The sequence below is a fragment of the Flavobacterium supellecticarium genome (assembly GCF_004801375.1).
GTDB classification, from domain to species: domain Bacteria; phylum Bacteroidota; class Bacteroidia; order Flavobacteriales; family Flavobacteriaceae; genus Flavobacterium; species Flavobacterium supellecticarium.
Genome location: NZ_SSNZ01000002.1, coordinates 373,142 through 399,339, shown reverse-complemented (window position 1 = coordinate 399,339; position 26,198 = coordinate 373,142). Strand labels below are relative to the sequence as shown.

At 39.2% G+C, this 26,198-nt stretch carries 25 protein-coding genes and 1 other RNA gene; 14 read left to right on the top strand and 12 right to left on the bottom strand.

Translation table 11 applies throughout. The annotated features are described in order from the left end of the window. The first annotated feature begins 4 nt into the window (after window positions 1-4). Window positions 5-706 carry a hypothetical protein gene (locus E6C50_RS06420; protein WP_136402379.1) on the top strand — a complete coding sequence of 234 codons (702 nt, stop codon included), beginning with the start codon at window positions 5-7 and terminating at the stop codon, window positions 704-706. On the opposite strand, the gene E6C50_RS06415 is transcribed toward E6C50_RS06420, so the two are convergent. The 3 genes from E6C50_RS06415 to E6C50_RS06405 are packed head-to-tail and all read right to left on the bottom strand — an operon-like array spanning window position 703 to window position 5,649. Beyond that, window positions 703-1,428 carry a hypothetical protein gene (locus tag E6C50_RS06415; RefSeq protein ID WP_136402378.1) on the bottom strand — a complete coding sequence of 242 codons (726 nt, stop codon included), beginning with the start codon at window positions 1,426-1,428 and terminating at the stop codon, window positions 703-705. The two genes, E6C50_RS06420 and E6C50_RS06415, sit on opposite strands and share 4 nt — an antisense overlap. Before the next feature lie 47 nt (window positions 1,429-1,475). Next, the gene (locus tag E6C50_RS06410) at window positions 1,476-3,947 is read right to left on the bottom strand and encodes a TonB-dependent receptor (protein WP_230978967.1); all 2,472 of its coding nucleotides are present in this window, start codon (window positions 3,945-3,947) and stop codon (window positions 1,476-1,478) included. Beyond that, the gene (locus tag E6C50_RS06405; protein ID WP_136402377.1) at window positions 3,931-5,649 is read right to left on the bottom strand and encodes a M23 family metallopeptidase; all 1,719 of its coding nucleotides are present in this window, start codon (window positions 5,647-5,649) and stop codon (window positions 3,931-3,933) included. The genes E6C50_RS06410 and E6C50_RS06405 overlap by 17 nt, the downstream gene beginning before the upstream one ends. A 187-nt stretch (window positions 5,650-5,836) precedes the next feature. Between E6C50_RS06405 and E6C50_RS06400 the strand changes: the two genes are divergently transcribed. From E6C50_RS06400 to rny, 4 genes are all read left to right on the top strand, one after another. Continuing rightward, on the top strand, window positions 5,837-6,127 hold the full coding sequence (locus tag E6C50_RS06400; protein ID WP_136402376.1) for a hypothetical protein: 291 nt from the start codon (window positions 5,837-5,839) through the stop codon (window positions 6,125-6,127). Between the two features lie 7 nt (window positions 6,128-6,134). Beyond that, a complete protein-coding gene (locus E6C50_RS06395; protein WP_136402375.1) occupies window positions 6,135-6,428 on the top strand; it encodes a cell division protein ZapA in 294 nt (97 codons plus the stop codon). Between the two features lie 53 nt (window positions 6,429-6,481). Continuing rightward, window positions 6,482-6,587: non-coding RNA, 6S RNA (ssrS, locus tag E6C50_RS06390), on the top strand. 52 nt (window positions 6,588-6,639) lie between these two features. Beyond that, window positions 6,640-8,205, top strand: a complete 1,566-nt coding sequence (rny, locus tag E6C50_RS06385; protein ID WP_136402374.1) for a ribonuclease Y — start codon at window positions 6,640-6,642, stop codon at window positions 8,203-8,205. A gap of 61 nt (window positions 8,206-8,266) precedes the next feature. On the opposite strand, the gene xerD is transcribed toward rny, so the two are convergent. Next, window positions 8,267-9,169: a site-specific tyrosine recombinase XerD gene (xerD, locus tag E6C50_RS06380; protein WP_136402373.1), complete on the bottom strand. Its 903-nt coding sequence runs from the start codon at window positions 9,167-9,169 to the stop codon at window positions 8,267-8,269. Window positions 9,170-9,256: 87 nt separating this feature from the next. Between xerD and E6C50_RS06375 the strand changes: the two genes are divergently transcribed. Next, window positions 9,257-9,844, top strand: coding sequence for a porin family protein (locus tag E6C50_RS06375; RefSeq protein ID WP_136402372.1), 588 nt, complete (start codon window positions 9,257-9,259; stop codon window positions 9,842-9,844). 57 nt (window positions 9,845-9,901) lie between these two features. Here E6C50_RS06375 and E6C50_RS06370 read toward each other — a convergent pair whose 3' ends face one another. Continuing rightward, the gene (locus E6C50_RS06370; RefSeq protein ID WP_136402371.1) at window positions 9,902-12,349 is read right to left on the bottom strand and encodes a T9SS type A sorting domain-containing protein; all 2,448 of its coding nucleotides are present in this window, start codon (window positions 12,347-12,349) and stop codon (window positions 9,902-9,904) included. A gap of 150 nt (window positions 12,350-12,499) precedes the next feature. Further along, on the bottom strand, window positions 12,500-13,090 hold the full coding sequence (locus tag E6C50_RS06365; RefSeq protein ID WP_136402370.1) for an outer membrane beta-barrel protein: 591 nt from the start codon (window positions 13,088-13,090) through the stop codon (window positions 12,500-12,502). A 173-nt stretch (window positions 13,091-13,263) separates the two neighbouring features. On the opposite strand from E6C50_RS06365, the gene E6C50_RS06360 reads away from it, so the two are divergent. The 3 genes from E6C50_RS06360 to E6C50_RS06350 all read left to right on the top strand — a co-directional run bounded on the left by E6C50_RS06360 (window position 13,264) and on the right by E6C50_RS06350 (window position 16,928). After that, a complete protein-coding gene (locus tag E6C50_RS06360) occupies window positions 13,264-13,818 on the top strand; it encodes a porin family protein (RefSeq protein ID WP_136402369.1) in 555 nt (184 codons plus the stop codon). 146 nt (window positions 13,819-13,964) lie between these two features. Then, window positions 13,965-14,378 carry a type II 3-dehydroquinate dehydratase gene (aroQ, locus tag E6C50_RS06355; protein ID WP_136402368.1) on the top strand — a complete coding sequence of 138 codons (414 nt, stop codon included), beginning with the start codon at window positions 13,965-13,967 and terminating at the stop codon, window positions 14,376-14,378. A 66-nt stretch (window positions 14,379-14,444) separates the two neighbouring features. After that, entirely contained in the window at window positions 14,445-16,928 is a 2,484-nt protein-coding gene (locus tag E6C50_RS06350; RefSeq protein WP_136402367.1) for a DUF5686 and carboxypeptidase regulatory-like domain-containing protein, read from the top strand. Window positions 16,929-16,969: 41 nt separating this feature from the next. Here the strand turns inward: E6C50_RS06350 and E6C50_RS06345 are convergent, their stop codons facing one another. The 4 genes from E6C50_RS06345 to E6C50_RS06330 all read right to left on the bottom strand — a co-directional run bounded on the left by E6C50_RS06345 (window position 16,970) and on the right by E6C50_RS06330 (window position 20,145). Continuing rightward, complete coding sequence (locus E6C50_RS06345; RefSeq protein ID WP_136402366.1) at window positions 16,970-17,743, bottom strand: sulfite exporter TauE/SafE family protein; 774 nt, start codon at window positions 17,741-17,743, stop codon at window positions 16,970-16,972. 66 nt (window positions 17,744-17,809) lie between these two features. Next, window positions 17,810-19,117, bottom strand: a complete 1,308-nt coding sequence (murA, locus tag E6C50_RS06340) for a UDP-N-acetylglucosamine 1-carboxyvinyltransferase (protein ID WP_136402365.1) — start codon at window positions 19,115-19,117, stop codon at window positions 17,810-17,812. 14 nt (window positions 19,118-19,131) lie between these two features. Further along, entirely contained in the window at window positions 19,132-19,848 is a 717-nt protein-coding gene (locus tag E6C50_RS06335; RefSeq protein WP_136402364.1) for a DUF4290 domain-containing protein, read from the bottom strand. A 12-nt stretch (window positions 19,849-19,860) separates the two neighbouring features. Then, window positions 19,861-20,145: a DUF493 family protein gene (locus E6C50_RS06330; RefSeq protein ID WP_136402363.1), complete on the bottom strand. Its 285-nt coding sequence runs from the start codon at window positions 20,143-20,145 to the stop codon at window positions 19,861-19,863. Between the two features lie 147 nt (window positions 20,146-20,292). Here E6C50_RS06330 and E6C50_RS06325 point away from each other — a divergent pair, with 147 nt between their 5' ends. The 5 genes from E6C50_RS06325 (at window position 20,293) to E6C50_RS06305 (ending at window position 24,857) form a co-directional block, all read left to right on the top strand. Then, the gene (locus E6C50_RS06325) at window positions 20,293-20,829 is read left to right on the top strand and encodes an AAA family ATPase (RefSeq protein WP_136402362.1); all 537 of its coding nucleotides are present in this window, start codon (window positions 20,293-20,295) and stop codon (window positions 20,827-20,829) included. 54 nt (window positions 20,830-20,883) lie between these two features. Continuing rightward, window positions 20,884-22,776 (top strand): RecQ family ATP-dependent DNA helicase, encoded by a 1,893-nt coding sequence (locus E6C50_RS06320; protein ID WP_136402361.1) that lies wholly within the window; start codon window positions 20,884-20,886, stop codon window positions 22,774-22,776. Next, window positions 22,776-23,723 carry a methionyl-tRNA formyltransferase gene (gene fmt, locus E6C50_RS06315; RefSeq protein WP_136402360.1) on the top strand — a complete coding sequence of 316 codons (948 nt, stop codon included), beginning with the start codon at window positions 22,776-22,778 and terminating at the stop codon, window positions 23,721-23,723. Before E6C50_RS06320 ends, fmt begins: the two co-directional genes overlap by 1 nt. A 179-nt stretch (window positions 23,724-23,902) precedes the next feature. After that, on the top strand, window positions 23,903-24,178 hold the full coding sequence (locus E6C50_RS06310) for an HU family DNA-binding protein (RefSeq protein ID WP_136402359.1): 276 nt from the start codon (window positions 23,903-23,905) through the stop codon (window positions 24,176-24,178). A gap of 118 nt (window positions 24,179-24,296) precedes the next feature. Beyond that, window positions 24,297-24,857 carry a YqgE/AlgH family protein gene (locus tag E6C50_RS06305; protein ID WP_136402358.1) on the top strand — a complete coding sequence of 187 codons (561 nt, stop codon included), beginning with the start codon at window positions 24,297-24,299 and terminating at the stop codon, window positions 24,855-24,857. Here E6C50_RS06305 and E6C50_RS06300 read toward each other — a convergent pair. Next, window positions 24,854-25,693, bottom strand: a complete 840-nt coding sequence (locus E6C50_RS06300; RefSeq protein WP_136402357.1) for an aminotransferase class IV — start codon at window positions 25,691-25,693, stop codon at window positions 24,854-24,856. The two genes, E6C50_RS06305 and E6C50_RS06300, sit on opposite strands and share 4 nt — an antisense overlap. A 54-nt stretch (window positions 25,694-25,747) precedes the next feature. Then, window positions 25,748-26,140, bottom strand: coding sequence for an START-like domain-containing protein (locus E6C50_RS06295; protein ID WP_136402356.1), 393 nt, complete (start codon window positions 26,138-26,140; stop codon window positions 25,748-25,750). Window positions 26,141-26,198 lie beyond the last annotated feature (58 nt).

Genomic DNA, 26,198 nt, shown 5'->3' with positions numbered 1-26,198 from the left:
GCCTATGTACAGACAGAATCCGAATATCACACTTCCTGAAAACCCGGATACCATTATCTGGAAGTATCTCGACTTGTCGAAGTTTTTGGATTTGCTGTTATATCAGAAAATGTTTATGTCGCGGTCGGATAAGTTCGAAGACCAATACGAAGGTACGTTTAGTGAGCCTACTTTTGAAGATATAAAAAAAATAGCAGAGAACAACCCCAAATTCCTGCATTATTATAAGTCACATCGCGAAAATGTCGTAATCAGTAGCTGGCATGCCAACGAATACGAATCTTTCGCGATGTGGCAAATTTTCACCAAAAACAATGAAGGCCTGGCAATCCAGTCGACCATAGGCCGCTTAAAAGAGGCTCTGGCGCTGGAAAAACATTTTGAACAATACATCGGTGAAGTCCATTATATCGATTATAAAAAGGAGTATATCCCGTTTGATGATGCCTTTTTCCCGTTTCTGTTCAAACGAAAAAGCTTTCAGTATGAAAAAGAAATCCGGATTATTTCGGATGTGACTTCCCAAAAGCTTTCTATTAACGATGGCTTAAAAATCAATGTAGATATTAACAAGCTGATCGAAACCATTTATATCCATCCGAAATCGGAAAACTGGTATAAAAAACTGGTAACCGAACTGGTCGCGAAATTAGGTTTTGATTTTAAGATTGAAAAATCGGATTTAGAAAGCGATATCTTGATTTAGATCGGCATATATTCTTCTGCCTTCCATTCTTTATCCATCAGATTTACGAAGAAATAATGCACCTGATCTTTTTTATCGAACGCTCCGTTTTTATTGATATCTTCAATCGTACGGAAATATAATCGGTTTTGTACTTCTACCACATTCCAATCCAATAATTCCTGTAAATCATCCGATAATTTGGTAAAATGGGTTCCGTTAAAATTGCTTAGGTATAGCGATTTAATATCGTTGGAATCAATTTTTCCATCGCGATTGGTATCCGAATCGACTAACGAATATACCAGAATTTGTCTTTTGGTTTTATCGGCAATCGTATTCAGGTAAGTCGCCGTTTGAATCTGAATGGCTTTATCCGTAAGACTTCGCATAGCAGTCGAATCAACATGCTGGAATTTTAAATTCTGAAAATACCCGGTAACTTCAAAGCGGTTGTAATTGGAAATCGCATAACTCACCGAGTTGGTTTTACTGGATCCGTAGCTGCTTCCCGGACCGTCGTACACCCGAATATCCCCGATAGCGTGAATCAGGTATTTGGTTCCTTCCATATAGATCGGTAAATCGGCGATCTTAATTTGTGAAGAATCTCTTTTTACCGGATTGTTTACCGCATTTTTCGTGGCATCGTAAATTACCTTTGGCTTATTACTTTCCGGCTCTTTACATCCAATAAAAAGAAATGTCAGAAGTAAAGTGGTACAGGTTACAATCTTTTTCATCTTCGGGAATTAAATGGTATTTCAAATATATAACTTTTACACTGGAACTACAATCTTACATTCAATTTTAAATTGAACGTACGGGTTGTCATATAATTCGGAATTCCGTATTGGCTCTTCGTATAAACATCGCGCACCCAGGTATTGGTAATAGCATTCTGGTTGTTGAAAAGGTTAAAAATTTCAAATCCCAAAGCCACTTCCTGAAACGGTTTTAACCAGTTTTTAGTCGATTTGATTGTTGTATCTTTAAAAACATAGGAAAAACCGGCATCGGCTCTGCGGTAGTCTTTTAGTCGCAACTGGTAATCATACGGATCAGCATACGAAGGCGAACCACCGGGTAATCCGGTATTATACACTACATTCAGGTACATTTTCAGGTTCGGAATGTTCGGCATATAGTCCTGAAACAACAATCCGAATTTTAAACGCTGATCAGTTGGTCGGGCGATATAACCACGGCCGTCCTGATTTTCTTCCGTTTTCAGATAACCAAAACTAAACCAGGATTCCGTTCCGGGAACAAATTCCCCGTTTAAACGGAAATCAGCTCCATATACATAGGCCGTAGCATCATTATTGGCGCTATAACGAATGCGCACATTGTCAATCGTATAGGTATTCACATCCGACAGGTTTTTATAATAGGCTTCTGATATCAACTTAAACGGCCTTCCCCACATTTTAAAACTATAGTCGTTCCCCAATACAATATGAACGGATTGTTGCGCTTTTACATTAGGCTGCACAACCCCATCAGCGTCACGTAGCTCACGATAAAATGGCGGTTGATGATAGACTCCTCCTGACAAACGGAACAACATATCCATTACCCAGGCCGGTTTTATAGCAAACTGCACTCTCGGACTAATCACAAACTGACTGTCGCCGGTCGTAATATTATCCCCACTCACCTGCCATTGATGCGCCCGAACTCCGGCATTCACCCAATATTCGGCTGTTCCGATTTCCCCGCGGTAATTCCATTGGGCATAACCCGAAAAACGGTTGATCTGTACAAAATTGGTCGCCCGTACATTCTGATACGGTGCCAAAGGTCCGGTATACGGCGTATAAGGTTGATCATGTGGAATATCCAAAATCGGTGCCGGTAATGAAAACCCGGCCGAGTCGATCGCTTCCCATTCTACAATACGGTCGCGAATATCTTCTTTTGTAAATTTCAAGCCCCATTCCACCTGATGTTCACTGGTTTTAGACGAATGAAATCCTTTTACTTCTCCGTTAAAAATAAGCGCATCCAGATTGTTACGGGCATGACTTAATTGCGATCCTACACCACGGGAATACACGACGTCACCAAAGGTTTCCGATCCGATATTACTATCCACTTCGCCCAAAGCATATTGCGCCTGGATATCGAAATGTTCCTGTTCCTGCGTATGATAAGCCGATCCGATAAACTTCAGTTTAAAATCGTCGCTTACCTGATATACGGATTTCAACGCCCCAAATAAAGTCAGATAGCGGTCTTTTTCTTGTCCGTTATAGAAAACTTGTAAAGCGATCGGATTATCGATCGTTCCAAAATTTGTCTGACGCGATATGGGTTGGTAGTTATAGCGGTTTTGTGAGATGTTCCCCAAAAAGCTCCATTGCCATTTGGTGGATGCATCAAAATTGATCAATGTTTGTACGTCAACAAATGTTGGTCGGAAGTTTGTTTCGGTTTCCTGACTTTTTACCAAAAGACTGTTATCGCGGTAACGCACTCCGGTGATATTAGTCCATTTCTGATTTTTGGAAACCAGATCCACCGTAGCACTTCCGCCTAATAAACTGGCATCGAAAGCCGCCTGGAATTTCGTTGGACGACGATAGGTAATATCCAATACCGATGATAATTTATCGCCGTATTTGGCCTGAAATCCTCCGGCAGAAAAATCAACATTCTGAACCATTTCCGTATTGGTAAAACTCAATCCTTCCTGCTGACCGGAACGAATCAAAAACGGGCGGTATACTTCAATTTCGTTGACATACACCAGGTTTTCGTCGTAATTTCCTCCCCGAACGGCATATTGCGTACTCAATTCGTTGTTGGAATAAACCCCCGGAAGGGTTTTTAATATATTTTCTACTCCGGCATTGGCTCCCGGAATTGTCCGGATCACTTCCGGCGCGATGGTTGTAATTCCTTCTACTCTTTTACGTCCTCCTTTCGACACAACCACTTCCCCCAATTGTTCCGCACGCTGGTTTAACACCACGTTTAGTTCATAATCTTCATTGGGTTTTAACGACAGAACCGTCGCTACTTTTTTGTAACTAACGTGTGTAATCTCGATCGTTATCTTCTGATTGGCCGGTACTGTGATTTGAAAAAAACCGTTTTCATTTGATATAACGGAAGCGGTATTGGTTTTAACAGATGCTTTTGCTATTGGTTTATTAGACTCGTCCAAAAGAATCCCTTTTACCCGAGCCGTTTGTGCATAAGCGCCAAAACCAATAAATAAAATACAAATCGCAATAAAATCAATTATTCTTTTCAAGAGAGGTTGGTTTTAAGGTTTTAAAAAAGTGCGTTTCAAAGGTAGTGGAATTTCCTATATTATCGGACACAATAATTTTCAAATCATTCCTTCCGTCGTCATAAATCATATCGTTCAGATCGTGTACCAGTAATTTGGTTTTATAGTCGTATTTCATTAAAATCCACTTCCCATTCAGGTAACCGTTGTATTCTTTAATTCCGGATAAATCGTCCTGAATGTGCACGCTAATCGTATCCAGTTTATCGATCGTACTGCCGGTGGTAAAATTCGGTTTGTATATTCTCGGTCCGACACTGTCCTGCATCAGCATAAATTTCCCCAGGTCTTTGGTACGGATGGAAAACAAATCTCCTTTTTTGGTTGTCGTAAAATATTCGGGCTTACTACCATCCATCCGCCCGATAAAACTTTTTTTATAATCCAGATTCGGTATTCCTTTAACATCGAACGTGATTGTAATATTGTTATGTGCCGGAACGGTATCATCATGCAAATCCAGCACGTTGTTTTTCACGTCAAAACGCAGGTAAAAATCTTCGTAGAAAGCATTTGCCGGTACAAATACCGAAATATTGTCTTTTGTAAAATTATGATCGTTGCTCGCTTTGATAAAATAGGGTGTGGTAACTTCTTTACGCGGGAATTTTACCGGCTGATCCGCATAAACTACCGGAATATTAATGATCGTTTTGTTATTGTGAAAATCGGACACTTCGATACGGTAGGAAAATGTATCTTTTTCTTTTACCGTAATCTGTCCGTTTTTAGCATTATCACTGATAATCGAAAACGGATAGCTCTTTTTGTAAAACAGCTTTTGATAGCGGAGTTTTGTTTTTTTATAACGTTCGAAATCGATAAAATTATTGATATAACGCGATTCGTCAAACGAAAAAGCATCAAACTGATAGCCATAAAGTTTGGTACCGTTTAAAAAGGTTTCCACTTTATAAATTCCGTTTTTACTATAGTTATTATCGGACGTATCATACGCATCCAGAGAAAAGCCTATAGCACCTTTTCCCATGACTTTACTTCCCATATAAGAACCGTCTTTTTGAAGCGACAAGTTTACCAATATCGGGTTTTGCGACTGATTTACCACGGCGTCATCACTGATCGGATAAACGACGATCCCATTTACGGTCGGCGCTTTGGTATCGGTTGTCTCCTTATCCATACCAAACAGTAACGGATTGAGTGTTTTTTCCGTTTTGGTATCCCGATATTCAAAATGAAGGTGCGGGCCACCCGATCCACCGGTATTTCCCGATAATGCAATTAACTCGCTTTTGGCAACCGGCAATTCCGAAGCCAATGGAAACAATTCGATTTCAAATTTTTTCTGAGCATATTGCTTTTTACGCACATACTCCCCGATTTTACCGGAATATGCCTTTAGATGGCCATATACCGTAGTCACTCCATTGGGATGTGTGATGTATAATGCATGTCCATAACCAAACGTAGAAACTTTTATTCGGGAAACATAGCCGTCGGCTACAGCAAAAACCGGCAAACCGGTACGCTGTTGTGTTTTATAATCCAGTCCCGAATGAAAATGATTGCCACGCAATTCTCCGAAAGTTCCGGACGATTGTAATGGAATATCAAGTGGTGATCGGAAATAATCCTTTGGATATTGATTTTGCGAAAAACAACACAAAAAAGAGAAGCAGAAAAACAACAACAGTCTCATAAAACGAATTTAGGCTAATATAAAAAACAAATATAAAACAAACTAAAAATACTGCAAAAACTTAACTAACTATAAGACAAATTATTACCAAATACAGCCAAAGATTTTCCTTTTTTTTAGCAAAACTATTGGTATTTCTCATCAGGAATGCTAACTTTGTAAAATCATATAATGAAATCAGTCTGCAATGAATGGATTATCGGAAATCATTGATTCTCTTGAACATAAGTTTTCCAGGCTCCTCCTAAAAATGGATAGCCTTGAAAAACAGAATCAGGAATTGCGAAATGAATTATCGAGATCAACAGCAGCAATAAACCGTCAAAAAGAGGAAATTACCGCCCTACAGGCGCAGTATGAAAACCTGAAAATGGCGAATTCATTATTAGGCAGTGAAGATAACAAGAGAGAAACGAAACTCAAAATAAATTCATTAATACGCGAAATTGATTATTGTATAGCACAGCTATCGGAATAGAAAGCTTATGGATGACAAGCTCAAAATAAAGATATCTATCGCCGACAGGGTTTACCCGCTAACTGTGGATTACACTCAGGAAGAAGGACTCCGAAGTGCTTCCAAAAAGATTGATACAATGATTAAACAATTCGAGGAAAACTATGCCGTGCGCGACAAACAGGACGTTTTAGCCATGTGCGCTTTACAGTTTGCCTCTCAATTAGAACAAAAACAAATTGATAAATCCACCGATTTTCAAGATGCTTTTGATCGCTTAAAAAAAATGGATGACCATCTGAATTCGATTCTATCAAAATAAACACGTTCTTTAAATAGATTAAGATACTGCCTACATTAGTACCTATTTGATAAACTCAACACTAACAAATTAAAATGAGCGAATCATCGTTTCTAAAGCAAGCTGTCCTGAACAGATCCTTGAACAACGAGTTAGCTCAAAACTTGTCTTTACGAGTTTATGCAATAACCCTAATGTAGGCTTTTTTTTATATATAACTTTCAAACACACCATGAGCACAACACTTATAATAATTATTTGCTGTATTGCAGGAACAGGAATCGGTTTTGGAATTGCTAAGTATTTAGAAAAAATCAATGCTTCCGCATTGATTAAAAATGCAAAAAGTGAAGCAGCTTCCCTGATAAAAGACGCTAAAACAGAAGGTGAAGCGATCAAAAAAGATAAAATTCTTCAGGCGAAGGAAAAATTCATTGAATTAAAAGCAGAACACGAACAGGTAATTTTAGGTCGCGACAAAAAAATTGCCGAAGCTGAGAAAAGAACCCGCGACAAAGAATCACAGGTATCGAACGAGTTGGCTAAAGCCAAAAAAAGCAACGATGAACTGGAAAACAAAATTGCCGATTACAACAACCGTATTGACGTTCTTGATAAAAAGCAAGCTGAAATCGAAAAGCTTCATAAAAGCCAGGTAGAACAACTGGAAGTCATTTCCGGTCTTTCTGCCGAGGAAGCTAAAAATCAATTGGTAGAAAGCCTGCGTGCAGATGCAAAATCGAGCGCGATGTCGCATATTCAGGAAACAATTGAAGAAGCGAAATTAACCGCACATCAGGAAGCGAGAAAAATTATCATCAACACGATTCAGCGTATTGGTACGGAAGAAGCTGTGGAAAACTGCGTTTCAGTATTCAACATTGAATCCGACGATGTTAAAGGTCGTATTATCGGACGTGAAGGTCGTAATATCCGCGCCCTGGAAGCCGCTACCGGAGTGGAAATCATTGTAGATGATACTCCTGAAGCGATTATCCTTTCCTGTTTTGATCCGGTTCGCCGTGAAATTGCCCGTCTTGCGTTACACAAACTGGTAACCGACGGTCGTATTCACCCGGCACGTATCGAAGAAGTAGTCGCTAAAACGGCGAAACAAATTGACGACGAGATTATCGAAGTGGGTAAACGTACCGTTATCGATTTAGGTATCCACGGTTTACATCCGGAGCTTATCAAAATCGTTGGACGTATGAAATACCGTTCGTCTTACGGACAAAACCTGTTACAACACTCGAGAGAAGTTGCCAAACTTTGTGGTGTTATGGCTGCTGAATTAGGATTAAACGTAAAACTAGCCAAAAGAGCCGGTTTATTACACGATATCGGAAAAGTACCGGAAACCGAAAGCGAACTGCCACACGCTATTTTAGGTATGCAGTGGGCGGAGAAATACGGCGAAAAAGAAGAGGTTTGCAACGCTATTGGAGCACACCACGACGAGATCGAAATGAAATCGCTTATCGCACCGATTATTCAGGTTTGTGATGCTATTTCGGGAGCACGACCAGGAGCACGACGTCAGGTATTAGATTCGTACATCCAACGTCTGAAAGATCTTGAAGAAATCGCCTACGGATTTAACGGTGTTAAAAACGCTTATGCAATTCAGGCCGGACGTGAACTACGTGTCATCGTAGAAAGTGAAAAAGTGAGCGACGAAATGGCTTCTACCCTTTCATTCGACATTTCACAGAAAATCCAAACGGAAATGACCTATCCGGGTCAGGTAAAAATTACCGTAATCCGTGAAACCAGAGCGGTTAATATTGCCAAATAAATTCACCTGCATAAAAAGACAAAAGCATTTCCAATGGAAATGCTTTTTTTTATTTAACTCTCTAATGATTCCGTGGATGATAGGCATTTAAAACTTTTGAAAGATGTTTGCGATCCAGATGCATATAAACTTCGGTTGTCGTTATCGACTCGTGACCAAGCATCATCTGAATCGCCCGTAAGTCAGCACCGTTTTCCAGCAAATGCGTCGCAAAAGAATGCCGGAACGTATGCGGACTAATCGTTTTTTGCAGGTTAATTTTAACCGCCAGATCTTTGATAATCGTAAAAACCATCGCCCGGGTCAATCCGCTTCCCCTACGGTTTAAAAATAACGTATCCTCAAATCCTTTCTTTATCGCCTGATGATTCCGAACACTGTCTTTATACAGTACAATATAGTTTTGAGTCGCCGTACCAATCGGCACAAAACGTTGTTTATTTCCCTTTCCGGTTACTTTAATAAAACCTTCTTCAAAAAACAAATCCGACAGCTTTAACGTCACCAATTCCGAAACCCGTAATCCGCAACTGTAAAGTGTTTCCAGCATCGCTCTATTCCGCTCACCTTCGTTTTTAGACAAATCGATCGCTCCGATAAGTGTATCAATTTCTTCTGTCGATAAAGTGTCCGGTAACTTTCGCCCCACTTTGGGTATTTCGATCAGTTCCAGCGGTGTCGTTTCCCGATAGCCTTCAAAAATCAAAAATTTAAAAAAACTTTTTAGTCCCGAAATAATCCGGGTTTGCGATCGTGCATTAACCACGCCCGAAATCGCATAAATAAAGCCCTGTAAAGCCTGCTCATCAATTTTTAAGGGCGACACCTCCTGCTTAGTGTTTTCAAGGTGCGTGACAAGTTTTTCGACATCGAAAGCATAATTGGCAATCGTATTTTCCGACAATCCTCTTTCGAGTTTCAGATACGATTTATATTCTTTTATATACGATTCCCAGCTAGTCATTCACAAGTAGTGTTTGCATCAAAAACAATCTGTAAGTAATTTTGGCATGATTTCTGGATAAAGTTAAAAAACTTAAAATTCAACACTATGAAATTTACAAAATTTTTATCAGCCAGCCTGTTATTTTTAGCCGCAATCACAACCGCTAATGCACAGGAAAAAGCAAGTTTTGGTATTAAAGGTGGGATGAACTTTTCCACTGTAACTCAAGGTAAATTCGAAGATGGTCCGGACAATCGTACCGGTTTCCATATTGGTGTCGTCGGTGAAGTTCCAATCGTTTCCAACGTATTTTCCATTCAGCCGGAAGTTTTGTATTCCCAACAGGGTTTTGAGAGCAATTACAACCTACTCGGAACGTCCTATACCACCAAACACAAAATCGATTACCTGAATATCCCGGTTTTAGCCAAATTGTATATCATCAAACAACTTAGTGTGGAAGCAGGTCCACAATTCGGGTTCAAACTAAACGAAAGCCATGATACCAATAACAGCTCGATTGAAACCAATGAAGTCAACAAATTCGACACCGCTTTGGCGATAGGCGCATCCTTTAACTTTGATAACGGTTTATTTTTAACCGGTCGTTATACTTATAGTTTAAATGAGGTTGTAAAAGATACCGATGCCAAAAACAAAGTCTTCCAGGTCGGACTTGGATTCAAATTCTAAAATATATAAAAAACGCCTCTCATTTGGGAGGCGTTTTTTTTTATGCGAGATCAATCTTTATTCGATTGTAAACTTGATACTCTTTAATTCTCCGGATTGATTTCTATAGGTCATCATATAGACCCCTGCGGCAAATCGGGACACATCTACCGATAGCGTTTGCCCTTTATCCTGATTGGTATTGGATTCAAAAGTATATACCGTTTTTCCGTAAAAATCGACAATTGAAAGCAATTCGTTATCATTCGACTCGATATTCAATCGCTCTTTAACCGGAACCGGATACAATAACGGTTTTACATCCGTATTATTTTCTTTAGCCATCTCTAAACCTAATGCCTCACGAGCCATTTTACCGCTGGTCGACATTCTGTTGTTTTTATAGGCTGTAGCCGCACATATTGTAGCCAATTCTGCCTGCGTAACCGGAATAACTTTGTTAGTTGGTACCGCCGGATTAAATCCACCCTGAGCGGCATAAGCCTGCGCATCGGTAATATAGTTTGATCCTGTCATATTATAACCAACCGGAGCTGGTTTTAATTCAACCGGATACGTTACGACGTATAATACATTTTGCGCATCCGGGTTATCCGTACGTTTAAGATTTAAGACAAATTTTAGTTTAAATCCTTTGATTCGAGGTGCAAGGAATTCGTCTTTTGGTGTGATTAAATTAGGATTTATAGATTCTACATTATAATTATCTCTAAAATGACTGAGGTCCAAGAACGAAAAACTATTTGCAATAGGCATTTTTTGATTATAACTAAATAGTCGCATATAGCCTGTTAACCAATTACATGAAAATTCAGATACACCTCCATAGCACGAGAATTTTGGCGTTGCATTCGGGTAGTAATCCAATCTCCTTGCACTACCTAACTTAGGAGTTACACTATATGTATAGGTAAATGAATAGTCATTTTTATAATTTTTTATTCCTATTGGCTTAAATGCATTTTGAAAAACAGATGCAGCTTCATCAACTAATGGTCCTTTTGTAGTCCCAGCTATCTCCAAACCATTATTCATATCGACATCAACACCAACAATTGTAGAGTTTGGATTGGCTTTCGAATATTCAATTGCCGGTTTAACATATTCCGTAATTAGCATTACTTCTGCATCTTGCAACATCAATCCACTTGCCGGATTGATTGCATATTTAAGAGCGTCTCCAGATAGTTTATAATTTCTATCAACAAAATTATACAAACTTTTTATTTCTAAATATTTTGGATTAGAAAGCCCTACTTTTTCTCTATTTATAAATTCTTTTGTTGTACTTGTTTCCGTATAATACATTACAGGAGCATTGATCAATGAAAAAATCCCCATAGCTTCGTTATATAACGGTTGTCCTCCGGTAGTTCCCGGTAAATACCCTTGCATTTGCGAACCCGGCAAACCAATTGTCTGATTGTGCATTGGATCCTGTGTTGCAATGGTTCCTTGTATCCTCACATCCAGGTTCACACTTAAAGGCGCTATTTCCAAAGGACCACTTCCGCTTAAACCACCTCCAAACAGACCTTCTAAAAAATTAACCGCTTTACTTACATAAGGCAATGCTTTTAATCCGGCTTTAAGAAACTGACTCTCTTTCATTGAATTCCCTAAGGTCTTTATTGCATTTATCGTAATCCCTCCATCGGCAAGATCGGTATAAATTTTTTCATAGCCATTTATAAATTTTTGTGTCGTAGTATGCACTTTCATCATCTTATCATTGATGTTGTTCGCCGACTTCCAGAAACTACCATCCGATGATGCCGCTCCTTGTCCACCTGAAATAGAAGTAATCGTTCCGGTTATCTTTCCGGTTAGCTCTACCGATGAATTGCTGATCAATTCCGAATACAATAACAATCGTGACGATTCTGGAAAGCTACAGGTACAAGGATCATAGTTCATTTTAAACTCGGCATACGCCCAGGAATTATTATCGTTATAAAATTTCAAAGCCGTACTCATCGATGGATTTTGTACGTGTGGCGTATTTAAAGCCTTTTCAACATTGGCCATATCCAGAAGATTCGTCTGGAATCCCGGTGCGAATTTTAAGGTCAGCATTGCTCCGTTATAATTTACATTACGACACCATTTTACCAAAATACGCAGCTTGCCGGTATATTTATTATACATCATAACATAGGTATGCTCCGGACGACCTAATAGCGGGTTGTTGTTGTTATCAAAACCCAAATTATACGCCACCATTTCCCATCCGTTTTCCGGTTTCATATCTTTAGTAAGTGAAAGCGGTAATAACTCCAGCTGATTTGACTGGAATGGATTTGGTGTAAATGCATTGGGATTACACTGTGAATTGATCGGATAAAACGGATTGGTTGTCGTCCAATCAAAATGGTTCAGATAATTTGTTTGTTGTGGATTAATCGGATTTCCCGGATTGGTTGAAATCCCGTTTGGCGGACAAAAACTTTGCCCCAAAATTATTTTTGTAACAAACAAGAAAAGTACTGTTATTTTAAACTTCATTTTAATAATAATTTTACTGTTAAAAAAACAAATTGATCTTAAAAAAAACTCCGCTTTCTTAAAGAAAAGGGAGTCAGATTTTTTTTCGTATATTAAAGATATAAAAAAACCTCCCAATGGGAGGTTTTCTTTTATAAAATCTAAATCAAATTAGAATTTGTATACTAAACCTAAGTTGATGTTAGATAAATCTACGTTTAATCCGAAGTTATTAGTAGCTTCTCCACCGTCTGGTTTAGAAGTTCTGTAACCTAATCTTCCGAAAGTAGCTTCTAAAGCGAAGTTTTTAGATACGAAATAGCTAACACCTGGAGCTACAGCTACGTCAAATCCGTTAGATTTAGCTTCAACTGATCCAAGAGGAGTAGAAGTTTCAACTTTATTGTTGAAATAATCAAATCCTAATTGTCCGAAAACAGAGAATTTAGAAGCTGGAGTGAAGTAATATCTTCCAAATGCACCTACTTTGAATTCAGTTGTTTTGTCATCAGATTCTTTAGTTTGAGCAAATCCTAAAGATAAACCTACAGCAATGTTCTCAGTTACAAAATATGCAGCTCTTGGAGTTACATTGAACATGTCAGTTTTTACTCCAGTTGCTTTGTTGTCATTTGAAGAAAAACCTACAGATCCAGAAATGAATACATCTCCTTTAGAGAAACCTTCACCTTTAGCTTCTTCCTGAGCGTTAGCAAATCCGAAAGCGAATACTGCTGCTACTGTTAAAATAATCTTTTTCATGATTGTTTTGTTTATTAAAATTAACGAGGCAAATGTATAAAAAAAACTATTCGTTGATCAAGACATATGTCCAAAAGAAAAATAATTTTAATACTATTTTTCATAAAAAAACGTTATATATTTGATCAACAATATCTTACAAGAATATTAAAAAAACCTTAAAATCTGTTTTTATGAAAAAAAATCTGTTTTTTTTAGTAGTATTCACCTTATTTTGTACTCCTTTTTATGCCCAAATGATCCAATTTGGGGTGAAAGCCGGAGTGAATTTCGCCAATTTTACCGGTGGCAATGTCGAAGGTTATGACTTTAAAACCATAACCAGCTATCATGCCGGGATTGTTTCGGAGATCAAATTACTAGAAAACCTTTCCATCCAACCAGAGCTTTTATACTCAACTCAGGGTGCCAAACTGGAAGGATTAGGCGACCAGATTAAAAATGAATTAGGCTACATCTCTATTCCGGTACTAGCCAAATTCTATCTGACTTCAAACAAACTTAGCCTGGAATTAGGACCGCAGGCTTCCTTCCTCGTAAGCGAACGCAACAAAGTGAGTTCAAATGATTCCAAAACTTTTGATTTTGCCCTTGCCGGTGGTTTGAGTTACAAAATAACCAATAGTATTTTTATTCAGGGCCGCTATGCCCTCGGTCTTACCGAAGTCTCTAAAGATGCGGATGTCAAAAACTCGACCATCCAGTTTTCTTTAGGTTATATGTTTTAACATCACTTATATTATTTGATCAAGGGATTGTTCTTTCGGACAATCCCTTTTTTAATCGCGCTACTCGCAACACCTGACAGGTTTTTAAACCCTTCCAGATGCTATAAAATGCTATTTTTAGTTATTTTTACAAAAAAAAAGCATTCATGAGACTTATCATTATTAACGGCCCGAATTTAAACCTCTTAGGAAAACGTGAACCCGAAATATACGGTTCCCAAACTTTTGAGGATTATTTTAAGATCCTGCAAAATCGCTTTCCCGATATTCATCTGGAGTATTATCAGAGTAATATCGAAGGCGAACTGATCTCCAAAATCCAGGAAAAAGGGTTTGATTTTGACGGGATCATCCTGAATGCCGGTGCCTATACCCATACTTCCATTGGCATTGGCGATGCGATTAAAGCCGTGACGACTCCAGTGATCGAGGTTCATATTTCCAATACTTTTTCCAGAGAGTCTTTCCGCCACCAATCCTATATTTCACCCAACGCCAAAGGGGTTATTATCGGTTTCGGTTTGCAGAGCTATGATCTCGCATTGCAATCTTTTTTATAGCCCATGCAACCTTTTTGGATTTTAAAGCGTCATTAGTATAATGAAACGCCTTAATTTCCAATTCCGATGAAAAAAACAATTACACTACTCACTCTTTTATGTACGTTCCTCTCCATGGCCCAGATCCGCGGAAAAGTGGTTACCAGTAGCGGTCAGCCGTTACCCTATGCCAGCGTACTGATTGAGAAGACCTATAATGGTACCTCAACCAACGACAACGGTTTCTACGAAATCAGTGTAAAAGATCAGGGAACCTATACCCTTATTTACCAATGTCTGGGTTTTAAAACCAAAAAAATAACCGTTAACGCCAACCGGCTACCTTATATAGTAGAGGATGTTACGTTGGCCGATGAAAATTTTATTCTGAACGAGGTCGTTATCAACAATAAAGAAAATCCGGCCAATGCTATTATTCGCAGCGCCATTGCCAGTCGGAAAAAGAACATGGCCAAATCGGATAAGTTTGAAGCCGATTTTTATTCCCGTGGAATTTTCCGTGTCAAGGATATGCCGAAAAAAATATTAGGGCAGGAAATTGGCGATATGAATGGTTCCATCGATTCAACCGGATCGGGAATCATCTATTTATCGGAAACGGTTTCGAAAATCGCGTTCGAAAAACCCAATAACCTTCGCGAGGAAATCATCGCCTCCAAAGTGAGTGGAAATGACAAAGGTTTTAGCTATAACACCGCTCGTGGTACGCATTACGATTTTTACGAGAATTATGTCAATTTCGGAATCAATATGGTATCGCCTATCGCGAATAATGCGTTTAACTATTATAAGTATACGCTGGAAGGCACGTTTTTCGATAATTATAATCATTTGATCAATAAAATTAAAATCACACCGAAGCGCGACAAAGAACCTGTTTTTGAAGGTTACATTTATATTGTAGAAGACACCTGGGCCATTTATGCCGTAGATCTGGACATAAAAGGTTATCGTATGCAGGAACCGGTGATGGAAACGATGAAACTAACTCAGAATTTCACCTATAATACCGGAACCGGAATCTGGGCCAAAAATATTCAGACGATGGATTTTACAGCGGGGATTTTCGGGATTAAATTTACCGGAAAGTTTACGCACGTATTCAATAATTATGTTTTCCGCGATAGCTTTGAAAAGAAAACCTTCCGAAACGAAATCGTTACGATTCAGAAAGAAGCCAACAAAAAAGACAATTCCTATTGGGATGCATTCCGACCGGTTCCATTAACCGATGAGGAAGTAACCGATTATCATAAAAAAGACAGTATCCAAACCTTGAGAACCTCTCGTGTTTATCTGGATTCCATTGATGCCAAAAAGAATAAATTCAACCTGAGTGATATTCTTTTTGGTTATACCCATCGCAATTCGTTTAAAAAGCAAATTTTCAGCTACGATGGTATCATCGATCCGACGTCTGTTAATTTTAATACCGTACAAGGTTGGAATCTGAATTCCGGTTTTTCGTTCCGCACCTGGGATGACGAAAAAGGAAGTGCCACCACCATTAGCAGTAAGCTGAATTATGGCTTTGCCGAAAACCGTTTGCGCGTTGTGGGTAACATTTACCACCGTTTTAATTCGATTAATAATGCATCTCTGAATATTTCCGGAGGAAGCAGTATCCAGCAGTTTAACGCGGCACAACCGATTAGCAATATCCTGAATTCGGTGACAACCTTATTCTTTAAAAACAACTTTGCGAAGTTCTATAATAAGGAGTTTATCAGTATCCATTACGGACAAGAGGTTGTTAATGGTATTACCCTAAATGGTAAATTGGAGTATTCCGCCCGAAAACCGTTATTCAACAATACGGATTATGTTATTTTTAAACGCGACAAACCATATACGTCGAACAATCCGTTACTTCCGGAAGACAATACGATCGCAGCACTGGAAAAGCACAATCTTGTAAAAGCAAGTATTGCCACCCGAATCCGATTTGGTCAGAAATACATCTCCAGACCCGATCGAAAAGTGAATATCCCGAACGAAAAATATCCGACTTTATCCCTAGCCTACGAAAAAGCGTTTGCCGGAAGTTCCGATAATTATAATTATGATCTTGTTTCCGGTGCGCTCGATTACAATACCCGCCTTGGAAATAAAGGGGATTTAGGAATCCGTTTTAAAGCCGGTAAGTTTTTTAATGCGGATAATATTTCGTTTGTCGACTATAAACATTTTAACGGAAATCAGACGCATATCGGAACCAGCGATCGCTATCTGAATGTATTCAATCTGTTGCCGTATTATTCCAATAGTACGAACGATGCGTATTTAGAAACACATATCGAACACGATTTTAAAGGGTATATCATGAATAAAATTCCATTATTAAACAAACTGCAATGGAATCTGGTAGTTGGATTTCATCAGATTAATGTACCGAATACCAAACCGTATCAGGAGTTTACAGCCGGTTTCGATAATATTGGATGGGGTAAATTCCGTATGTTCCGTGTGGATTATGTACGCTCCTATCAGAATGGTTTCCAAACCGATGGTGTTGTTTTTGGTCTGAAGATCCTTAATATAGTCGAATAACAATGCTATTTAAAACCTGTCGGATATAAATCAGACAGGTTTTATTTTTTTATAAAGATATCATATGCAAAACGGATCAGTGTTCCGATAACAACAACCAAAAAGAAGATCCGGATAAAACCGTTTCCTTTATTAAGAGCCAGTTTGGCGCCAACCCATCCGCCCAAAGCATTACTGGCCGCCATTGGCAAAGCGATCATCCAGATAATTTTTCCTTTTAATAAAAACAGACATATCGATCCGAAATTGGTTGCCAGATTAACCAGTTTGGCATTGGTTGAGGCTTGTAAAAAATCCATTCCCAACAGGGAAATAAAACCGACCACAAAAAAGCTTCCGGTTCCGGGGCCGATAAATCCGTCATAAAATCCAACAATGCAGCTAATGATCGCGGCACGTATTACGATTGTCCGAGGGCTGATTGCTACCTGTTCCTTACGCTGACCAAAGTCTTTTTTAAGAAAGGTATAAATCGCCAGTGCAATCAGAATCACCAATAACAACGGTTTCATAAAATCGTTACTAACCATTGTAAGCACCTGCGATCCGGCAAAAGCCGACACAAAAGCCAAAACAGCCATTAAGAGCAATAACCGCCATTTAACCGTTACCTTTTTAATATATTGGTACGCTGCCGATGATGTCCCGCAAAAGGCCGGTATTTTGAGCGAACCAATCACCGATGACACCGCATAATGTGGTAACAAAATCAAAGCCGCCGGAGTTTGTATCAATCCACCACCACCCACAATGGCATCCACAAAACCAGCCGCAAAGGCAGCTACACAAAGTAATACTAAAGTAATCGTTTCCATATTCCAAAAGAAAAAGAGCCAAATCCCATCTGGATTCAGCTCTTTTGTTAAACTGCTTTAATTATATTATACGCGAACGATATTGGCTCCGATAGCGCGTAATCTTTCGTCAATTTTTTCGTATCCGCGGTCGATTTGCTCGATATTCTGAATTATACTACTTCCTTTGGCTGATAATGCCGCGATTAGTAATGAAATACCGGCACGGATATCCGGTGAGGACATCGTAGTTGCTTTTAATTGCGATTTAAAGTTATGTCCGATGATAGTCGCTCTGTGCGGATCACAAAGGATAATTTTAGCACCCATATCGATCAGTTTATCCACGAAGAACAAACGGCTTTCGAACATCTTCTGATGAATCAGTACTTCTCCTTTAGCCTGTGTTGCCACAACCAAAACGATACTTAGCAAATCGGGTGTAAATCCCGGCCAGGGCGCATCGGCAATCGTAAGGATCGATCCGTCGATGTCGGTTTTGATTTCATAGCCGTCCACATGAGCCGGAATATAGATATCGTCTCCTTTTCGTTCTAAGGTGATTCCCAATTTGCGGAATGTATTTGGAATAACGCCCAGGTTTTCCCAGCTTACGTCTTTAATGGTGATTTCACTTTGTGTCATCGCTGCCAAACCAATCCACGAACCGATTTCGATCATGTCCGGAAGAATTCGGTGTTCGCATCCGCCCAAACGCTCCACACCTTCGATTTCCAACAGGTTGGAACCTACTCCGGTGATTTTTGCGCCCATCGCGTTTAACATTTTACACAATTGCTGTAAATACGGTTCACACGCAGCGTTATAAATGGTCGTTTTTCCTTCGGCCAAAACAGCTGCCATTACGATGTTGGCTGTTCCGGTCACAGAAGCTTCATCCAAAAGCATATAGGTACCTTTTAGTTTTTTGGCTTCTACTCCGTAGAAATAGTCTTCTTTATTATAGCGGAATTTTGCTCCTAAATTGATAAATCCTTCGAAGTGGGTATCCAAACGACGACGTCCGATTTTGTCTCCACCCGGTTTCGGAATGTATCCTTTTCCGAATCGCGCCAATAACGGGCCTACGATCATGATCGAACCGCGCAGGGCTCTTCCTTCATCTTTAAAATCAATGGATTCCAGGTAATTCAGGTTCACTTCATCAGCCTGAAACGTATAGGCATTCGATCCGATTTTCTGGATTTTTACGCCCAGATTCCCTAATAGGGTGATCAATTTATTAACATCAATGATATCGGGAATATTCGAAATAGTCACTTTTTCCGGCGTTAGCAATACTGCGCACAATATTTGCAAAGCCTCATTCTTGGCTCCCTGAGGGGTAATTTCTCCTTTTAATTTGATTCCCCCTTCTATTTTAAATGTTCCCATGTTTCGAAAGAAAATTAAGCTTTTCGGTTATTGTTTTTGTTGTTATTATTGTTTTTCTGGTTCGAATAATTCTTTTTGTTATTGTTGTTATTATTATTCGACTTACTTCCAAACTGTGTTTTATTGGATTGTTTTTTGTTTACCCGCATCAGATCGGTTGTGTTGGACAACTCCTCATCTGTTTTAAGCAGGTTGATCTGACCTCCGGACAATTCGTACAGGTGTTCGAAAATCACCTCGTCTTTTACGGTGTCTTTATTCCAGCTCAGGTACGATTTTTTCATATGGTTCGCAATCACCATGATCAAGGCACTTTTTAATTCACCATCTTCCCATTTATTGGCAACGTCGATCATGTATTTGATATTGTTCCCATAAAAACGGTATTTTGGAAAATTTTGCGGATAGGCCAGTTTTTCCGGTTTTTGATTCAATACTTCTTTATTCGGAATCGGATACGGTGAATCGGCTTCCAATTTAAAATCGGACATAATAAACAACTGATCCCAAAGCTTGTGCTGAAAATCGGGTACATCCCGTAAATGGGGATTTAAACTTCCCATAACCGAGATAATGTATTTGGCGGCTTTGTTACGCTCGTCGCGATCTTCAATTGCCGTAGCCTGATCGATCAGCTTTTGCAAATGACGTCCGTATTCCGGAATGATCAAATGGGGCCTTTCGGCATTGTATTCAAGAAAATGTATTGCCTCTTCTGGATTGTATCTCATAATTCCCTGTCTTTATAGCGAAATAATGCCTTCGATTGCTGTGAGTTCTAAATATTTATCGATTACACTTTGTGCACTCGGCATCGTTACGTTTATCGAAACACTGGTGTATTTCCCGGTTTTCGAATGATTGGTCTGGATTACGGCGCCCATCCCGTCAAACGATTTTTCTATAGTGCTCACTTTTTCGGCATCGGTTGGCACTATAAACTTAAACAAATATTCGGAAGGCCATAGTGTCGAGTTGGTTAACTCTTCTTTAAGTCTGTGGTAAAATTCCTCGGTTTTTTTATCCATCTTCATAAAAATAAAAGCAAATATACGGTAGAGTTGTGAATAATCAAGGTCTGCTCCTATAATTTGAAGCCGATCGAAATCATAAATTTAGAAACTATTTCTGTTGTTTCCACAAAAAAATGTAAATTTGCGCCTTATTTTCAAAAAGTGGATAAGGAAATCATCGTTATAATTGGCGGACCTGGATCAGGGAAAACCACACTGATTAATGGACTTACGGATAAAGGATATACCTGTTATCCCGAGATCTCACGTGAGGTAACCCTGGAAGCCCGCAAGCAAGGAATCGAACAACTTTTCCTTGAAAAACCACTTTTATTTAGCGAATTATTACTGGAAGGCCGAAAAAAACAATTTATCAACGCCACCAAAGAAGCAGCCGATATTGTTTTTTTGGATCGCGGCATTCCCGACGTTCTGGCTTACATGCATTATATCGGCGATTCGTATCCGGCTTTTTTCGATGCTGCCTGTCGCGAACACCTTTACACCCGAATCTTTATCCTTCCACCCTGGAAAGACATTTATATCAGCGACGACGCTCGTTACGAGAATTACGAACAAGCCGTTTTAATTCACGAGCATTTGGTAGAAACCTACGAAAAATACGGTTATAACCTGATTGAAGTGCCGCGCGATACTGTAGATAACAGAATTCTTTTTATCTTAGACAAACTTTCATAATAACCAATGGACCTTTACCAATCCGTTTAAAGGTTTTCCATACTATTTAATTTGATGTCCGAAGCTTTACAGATACTCCGGAAATACTGGAAATACGATCGTTTTCGGATCCCGCAGGACGCCATTATTCAGTCTGTTCTCGACGGGAAGGATACTTTTGCCCTATTACCAACCGGTGGCGGAAAATCGATTTGCTTTCAGGTTCCGGCTATGGTATTGCCGGGAATATGCCTGGTAATTTCCCCTTTGGTAGCACTAATGAAAGATCAGGTGCAAAATCTGCAAAAAAGAGACATCAAAGCGATTGCCTTAACCGGAGGAATCCCAACCGATGAACTTATTGATTTACTGGATAATTGCCAATTCGGAAATTACAAATTCCTGTATGTATCGCCCGAACGCCTGCAATCGGAATGGGTTGTCGAACGTATTAAAAGTTTACCCATTAGCCTTATTGCCGTAGATGAAGCACATTGTATTTCACAATGGGGACATGATTTCCGACCGGCTTATCTAAAGGTTTCCGATTTAAAAGATTTTTTTCCAAAAGTTCCGTTTCTGGCGCTTACCGCTTCGGCTACACTTAAAGTACAGGAGGATATTTGCAAAGAACTCCGATTGGATCAGCCTGCGATTTTTAAAAGCTCGTTTACCCGTCCGAATATCGCTTATATGGTATTCGAAACAGAAGATAAATTATACCGGGTACAACAAATCCTGACCAAAAATCAGGAGTCCTCTATTATATATGTCCGAAACCGGAAAGCCTGTCACGATATGGCTTCTCAGCTTAATAGCCTTGGATTTACAACCGCCTATTATCACGGTGGTTTACCCTCCAAAGACAAAGAACAACAAATGCAACGCTGGCTTAACAATGCCGCTCAGGTGATGATTGCCACCAATGCTTTTGGAATGGGAATTGACAAACCCGACGTTAAGACAGTCATCCACACCCAATTACCGGATAATCTTGAAAATTATTATCAGGAAGCCGGTCGCGCCGGACGAAACGGCGCCAAAGCTTTTGCCATATTATTGGTGGCTCCGTCGGATATTGCCGCTTCTAAAAGTCAGTTTATAGAAGTACTTCCCGATAAGGACTACCTGAAAACCGTTTACCGAAAACTAAACAATTATTTCCAGATTGCTTATGGTGAAGGTTATAACGAGACCTTCGCTTTTAACCTCAATCGGTTTTGCGCGCAATACCAACTTCCGGTTTTAAAAACATTCAACGCTTTACAGTTTTTAGACCGACAGGGCGTTTTAAGTCTTTCGGCCAATTTCTCCGAAAAGATTAGCATTCAGTTTTTATTACCCAGCAAGGAAATCATCCGGTACATCAGTTTAAATAAGTCACATGAAGACATCATGGTGTCTATTTTAAGAAATTATCCCGGTGTATACGATATGGAAGTGGGTATCAACACCCATTTAATTGCCCGGAAAGCCAACACCTCCGAAGATAAGGTGCATTATGTTTTAAACATTTTACAGGAAAAAGCCATCATCAACTATAAAAGTCAGGCCAATGATAGTCAGCTTACCTTTAACGAAGTACGCGAAGACGATCGGGTTATTAACCTACTTGCGAAATTCCTTGAAAAGCAAAACCAGCTAAAAATAACACAGCTTGATTCGGTTATCGCGTATATATCCGACAAAAAACAGTGTAAAAGTCAGTTTCTACTCCATTATTTTGGAGAAACCGACATTCCGGAATGTGGCATTTGCTCGGTGTGCATGAGCAAAAAACAGGAATATGCCAATCCGGCGGCACTGGCCGAACAAATCACCATACTATTACAAAACGGCGGACTAACTTCCAGAGAAATCGAAAACACACTGGATATAAGTCCGGATGCAACTATCTTTGTACTCCAGCTTTTACTGGAACACAACCGCATCACCATTAACAAACAAAACCAATACATTCTAAAATAATGAAGGCATTACGTATCGTTTTTATGGGAACTCCCGAATTTGCCGTTGGAATTCTCGACACCATATATCAGAACCATTATGACATTGCAGCCGTAATTACCGCACCGGACAAACCGGCCGGAAGAGGACAAAAAATCAAATATTCGGCTGTAAAAGAATACGCTCTCGAAAAAGGATTGCCGGTTTTACAACCTACCAACTTAAAAGATCCGCAGTTTCTGGCAGACTTACAAAGCCTTAACGCCAACTTACAGGTTGTGGTTGCTTTTAGAATGCTACCGGAAGCCGTATGGAAAATGCCATCATTGGGTACTTTTAACCTTCACGCCTCCTTATTACCGGAATACCGTGGGGCGGCACCTATTAATTGGGCAGTGATCAACGGAGAAACCAAAACAGGTGTAACCACTTTCTTTATTGATGATAAAATCGATACCGGAGCGATGATTTTACGCGGTGAAACCGAAATCGGAGCCAACGAAACCGCCGGTGAGTTACACGATCGCCTGATGGTACTCGGACAGGATACTGTTTTAAAGACGTTACAGCTTATCGAAAAAGGAGAAGCCACTACAACGATACAATCCGATAGCCCGGAAATCAAAACCGCCTATAAGCTTAACAAAGACAATTGCAAAATCGACTGGAATCAAAACGGAGCAACCGTTCACAATCTGGTTCGCGGTCTTAGTCCGTACCCAGCAGCCTGGTGTTATATTAAAGATAACGGACAGGAATGGAACGTCAAAATTTACGAAACAGCCTTTGAAGCAGCAAATCATTCGCTGGCATCCGGAACCATTCAAACGACCAAAAAAGAAATTAAAGTTGCCGTATCAAACGGTTATATCAATTTGCTACAATTACAGTTCCCGGGCAAGAAAAGAATGAAAGCCTCCGAATTGCTAAACGGAATTATTCTTTCGGAAAGCGCCATCGCTTTCTAAGCCGCACAAACACTAATAGTTGCACAAAAAATGAAAAAAGCAACTAAGTTTATTAACAAACAGCTTTAGTTATCAACATTTTCATGCAAAAAGATCGAAAATACTTGCGTAATTGGTAAATCCGCATAAATTTGTAAGACATTTAATTAATTTTAACCAAACAATTAATAACTAGAATTATGAACAAATCAGAATTAATCGATGCAATTGCTGCTGATGCAGGTATCACTAAAGCAGCCGCCAAATTAGCTTTGGAATCTTTTTTAAACAATGTTGAAGGAACTTTAGCTAAAGGTGGAAGAGTATCTTTAGTAGGTTTTGGTTCTTGGTCAGTTTCTAAGAGAGCTGCAAGAGAAGGAAGAAATCCTCAAACAGGAAAAACTATCAAAATTGCCGCTAAAAATGTTGTAAAATTTAAAGCGGGTGCTGAACTGGAAGGTTCTGTAAATAAATAAAATACATTTAAAAAAAAATAGAAAACCTCTCTTTGAGAGGTTTTTTTTATTCCTTCAACGTTTTTTTTTGGTAGAATTGCCTTTTTTTTGTTAAATTTAATTTTAAACTATCGCTAAAATGATTTCAATTAAGCCTCAAAAAGGAAACCTGCTCATTGCAGAACCTTCGATAATTGGAGATTTGTCTTTTAACAGATCCGTTATTCTATTGGCCGATCACAACAGCGAAGGATCGGTAGGATTTATCCTAAATAAACCCTTAGGCTATACGATCCACGACCTCATCCCGGAAATCAATGCCAATTTTAAAATTTACAACGGCGGACCGGTAGAACAGGATAACCTCTATTTTATCCACAATGTCCCGGAACTGATCACCAACAGTATCGAAATCTCCAATGGAATTTATTGGGGTGGCGACTTCGAATTAACCAAAGAACTGATTAACGAAGGAAAAATCAAGAAAAACAACATCCGTTTCTTTTTGGGATATACCGGATGGAACAGTCATCAACTGGAAGATGAACTAGAAGATAACGCGTGGATTGTTAGCGAAAACAGCTATAAAAACAAAATCATCGGCAAGCCGACCGCTCATTTCTGGAAAGAAAAAATTATGGAACAGGGTGGCGATTACCTGATTTGGTCGAATGCTCCGGAAAATCCGGTATTAAACTAACCCAATCGGATCTGGGCATTTAATTTTTTAAGCAGCTCTGTTGCCAAATCGGTTTTATACTCTTTTTTACGGTATTTTGTAACCGGCTGAATTCCTTTGATAACGTTTGTCAGGAAAATTTCGTCTGCTTTTTGCAGCTCGAACGGCGAAACGGATTCCTCCACCACTTCAATACCTTCCATTTTACGGGCTAATGCCAGGATTTGCTTCCGCATGATTCCATTTAAACATCCGTCTGTTACCGGCGGCGTAATTAATTTTCCGTTTAATACCATAAAAAGATTGGACTGCAAAGCCTCCACTACATTTTTTTCGTCATTTAACAGCAAACAATTGTCATAACCGTTCTCATCGGCAAAGATACTGCCGGTAATCTGCACCATTTTATTGGTACTTTTTAGCGTAGACAACAATTGTTTGGTGACATAAAAATCTTTAAACAATTCCACTTCATAGGTATTGTTTGCAATAGCATACATCGGATTTCCCAATGGTTCGGCGGTAACCAGAAAGGCTGTTTCGTTTGTTTTTGGCAAATAAAACCCTCCGTTTTGTCTGAAAACTGTAAATCGCACACGGTAGGCCGCAGCAGCTTCTTTTGACTGCAATAGTGTTTTTACCTGCTCTTCGAAATATTCCATCGTAAAATTCATCGGAAGATCCATCCGTACAATTCGCGTAGAAGCCATCAATCGGAAATAATGATCTTCCAAAAACAAGATCTTACCATCCAATACTTTTAGCGTTTCAAAAATAGCATCTCCATATAGAAATCCTCTGTTCCCTTCGATGAGTACTTCGGAATTTTCAACTATCGCACCGTTATAATTAACCATAAAAAAGCCCTGATTTTTATTTCAGGGCAAATATACTTTATATATCTTAAAAAACTACGCGGAACCGATCACATGTTTCAGATCGGAAATCTGATTTTCCCATAACAGTTTGGCTTCGTGCAAATCGCCATGTTCGGCAAAATCCACGACCATTAACGAAACATCTTTGGTAATTTCATCTTCCAGTATTCGCAATTCAAAATAGTATTCACTATCCTTGTCATTATCGTCCACCCAACGGAACTTTACTTTTTCGCCTGACTTTTTAGAAGCCAGTCGTGCTTTTTCTTCAGAATCGTCCCAAATAAATGTAAAAAATTCGCCTCTTGAATTCACATTATCTGCAAACCACTCTGATAAACCGGAAGGTGTTGAAATATATTGATACAATAATTGAGGAGAAGACATTATCGGGAACTCCAATTCATATTTTATTTTACCTTCCATATATTAAAATTTTCCGGAAATATATAGAATAATACATACAAAAAAAAAGAATTTCAAA

Coding starts and splice junctions, on each gene's coding strand:
- murA (WP_136402365.1), bottom strand. CDS start 19,117: ATGGGAACATTTAAAATAGAAGGGGGAATCAAATTAAAAGGAGAAATT.
- E6C50_RS06335 (WP_136402364.1), bottom strand. CDS start 19,848: ATGAGATACAATCCAGAAGAGGCAATACATTTTCTTGAATACAATGCC.
- aroQ (WP_136402368.1), top strand. CDS start 13,965: ATGAGACTTATCATTATTAACGGCCCGAATTTAAACCTCTTAGGAAAA.
- E6C50_RS06415 (WP_136402378.1), bottom strand. CDS start 1,428: ATGAAAAAGATTGTAACCTGTACCACTTTACTTCTGACATTTCTTTTT.
- rny (WP_136402374.1), top strand. CDS start 6,640: ATGAGCACAACACTTATAATAATTATTTGCTGTATTGCAGGAACAGGA.
- xerD (WP_136402373.1), bottom strand. CDS start 9,169: ATGACTAGCTGGGAATCGTATATAAAAGAATATAAATCGTATCTGAAA.
- fmt (WP_136402360.1), top strand. CDS start 22,776: ATGAAGGCATTACGTATCGTTTTTATGGGAACTCCCGAATTTGCCGTT.
- E6C50_RS06420 (WP_136402379.1), top strand. CDS start 5: ATGTACAGACAGAATCCGAATATCACACTTCCTGAAAACCCGGATACC.
- E6C50_RS06370 (WP_136402371.1), bottom strand. CDS start 12,349: ATGAAGTTTAAAATAACAGTACTTTTCTTGTTTGTTACAAAAATAATT.
- E6C50_RS06345 (WP_136402366.1), bottom strand. CDS start 17,743: ATGGAAACGATTACTTTAGTATTACTTTGTGTAGCTGCCTTTGCGGCT.
- E6C50_RS06375 (WP_136402372.1), top strand. CDS start 9,257: ATGAAATTTACAAAATTTTTATCAGCCAGCCTGTTATTTTTAGCCGCA.
- E6C50_RS06320 (WP_136402361.1), top strand. CDS start 20,884: ATGTCCGAAGCTTTACAGATACTCCGGAAATACTGGAAATACGATCGT.
- E6C50_RS06330 (WP_136402363.1), bottom strand. CDS start 20,145: ATGGATAAAAAAACCGAGGAATTTTACCACAGACTTAAAGAAGAGTTA.
- E6C50_RS06350 (WP_136402367.1), top strand. CDS start 14,445: ATGAAAAAAACAATTACACTACTCACTCTTTTATGTACGTTCCTCTCC.
- E6C50_RS06295 (WP_136402356.1), bottom strand. CDS start 26,140: ATGGAAGGTAAAATAAAATATGAATTGGAGTTCCCGATAATGTCTTCT.
- E6C50_RS06300 (WP_136402357.1), bottom strand. CDS start 25,693: ATGGTTAATTATAACGGTGCGATAGTTGAAAATTCCGAAGTACTCATC.
- E6C50_RS06305 (WP_136402358.1), top strand. CDS start 24,297: ATGATTTCAATTAAGCCTCAAAAAGGAAACCTGCTCATTGCAGAACCT.
- E6C50_RS06360 (WP_136402369.1), top strand. CDS start 13,264: ATGAAAAAAAATCTGTTTTTTTTAGTAGTATTCACCTTATTTTGTACT.
- E6C50_RS06310 (WP_136402359.1), top strand. CDS start 23,903: ATGAACAAATCAGAATTAATCGATGCAATTGCTGCTGATGCAGGTATC.
- E6C50_RS06400 (WP_136402376.1), top strand. CDS start 5,837: ATGAATGGATTATCGGAAATCATTGATTCTCTTGAACATAAGTTTTCC.
- E6C50_RS06365 (WP_136402370.1), bottom strand. CDS start 13,090: ATGAAAAAGATTATTTTAACAGTAGCAGCAGTATTCGCTTTCGGATTT.
- E6C50_RS06395 (WP_136402375.1), top strand. CDS start 6,135: ATGGATGACAAGCTCAAAATAAAGATATCTATCGCCGACAGGGTTTAC.
- E6C50_RS06405 (WP_136402377.1), bottom strand. CDS start 5,649: ATGAGACTGTTGTTGTTTTTCTGCTTCTCTTTTTTGTGTTGTTTTTCG.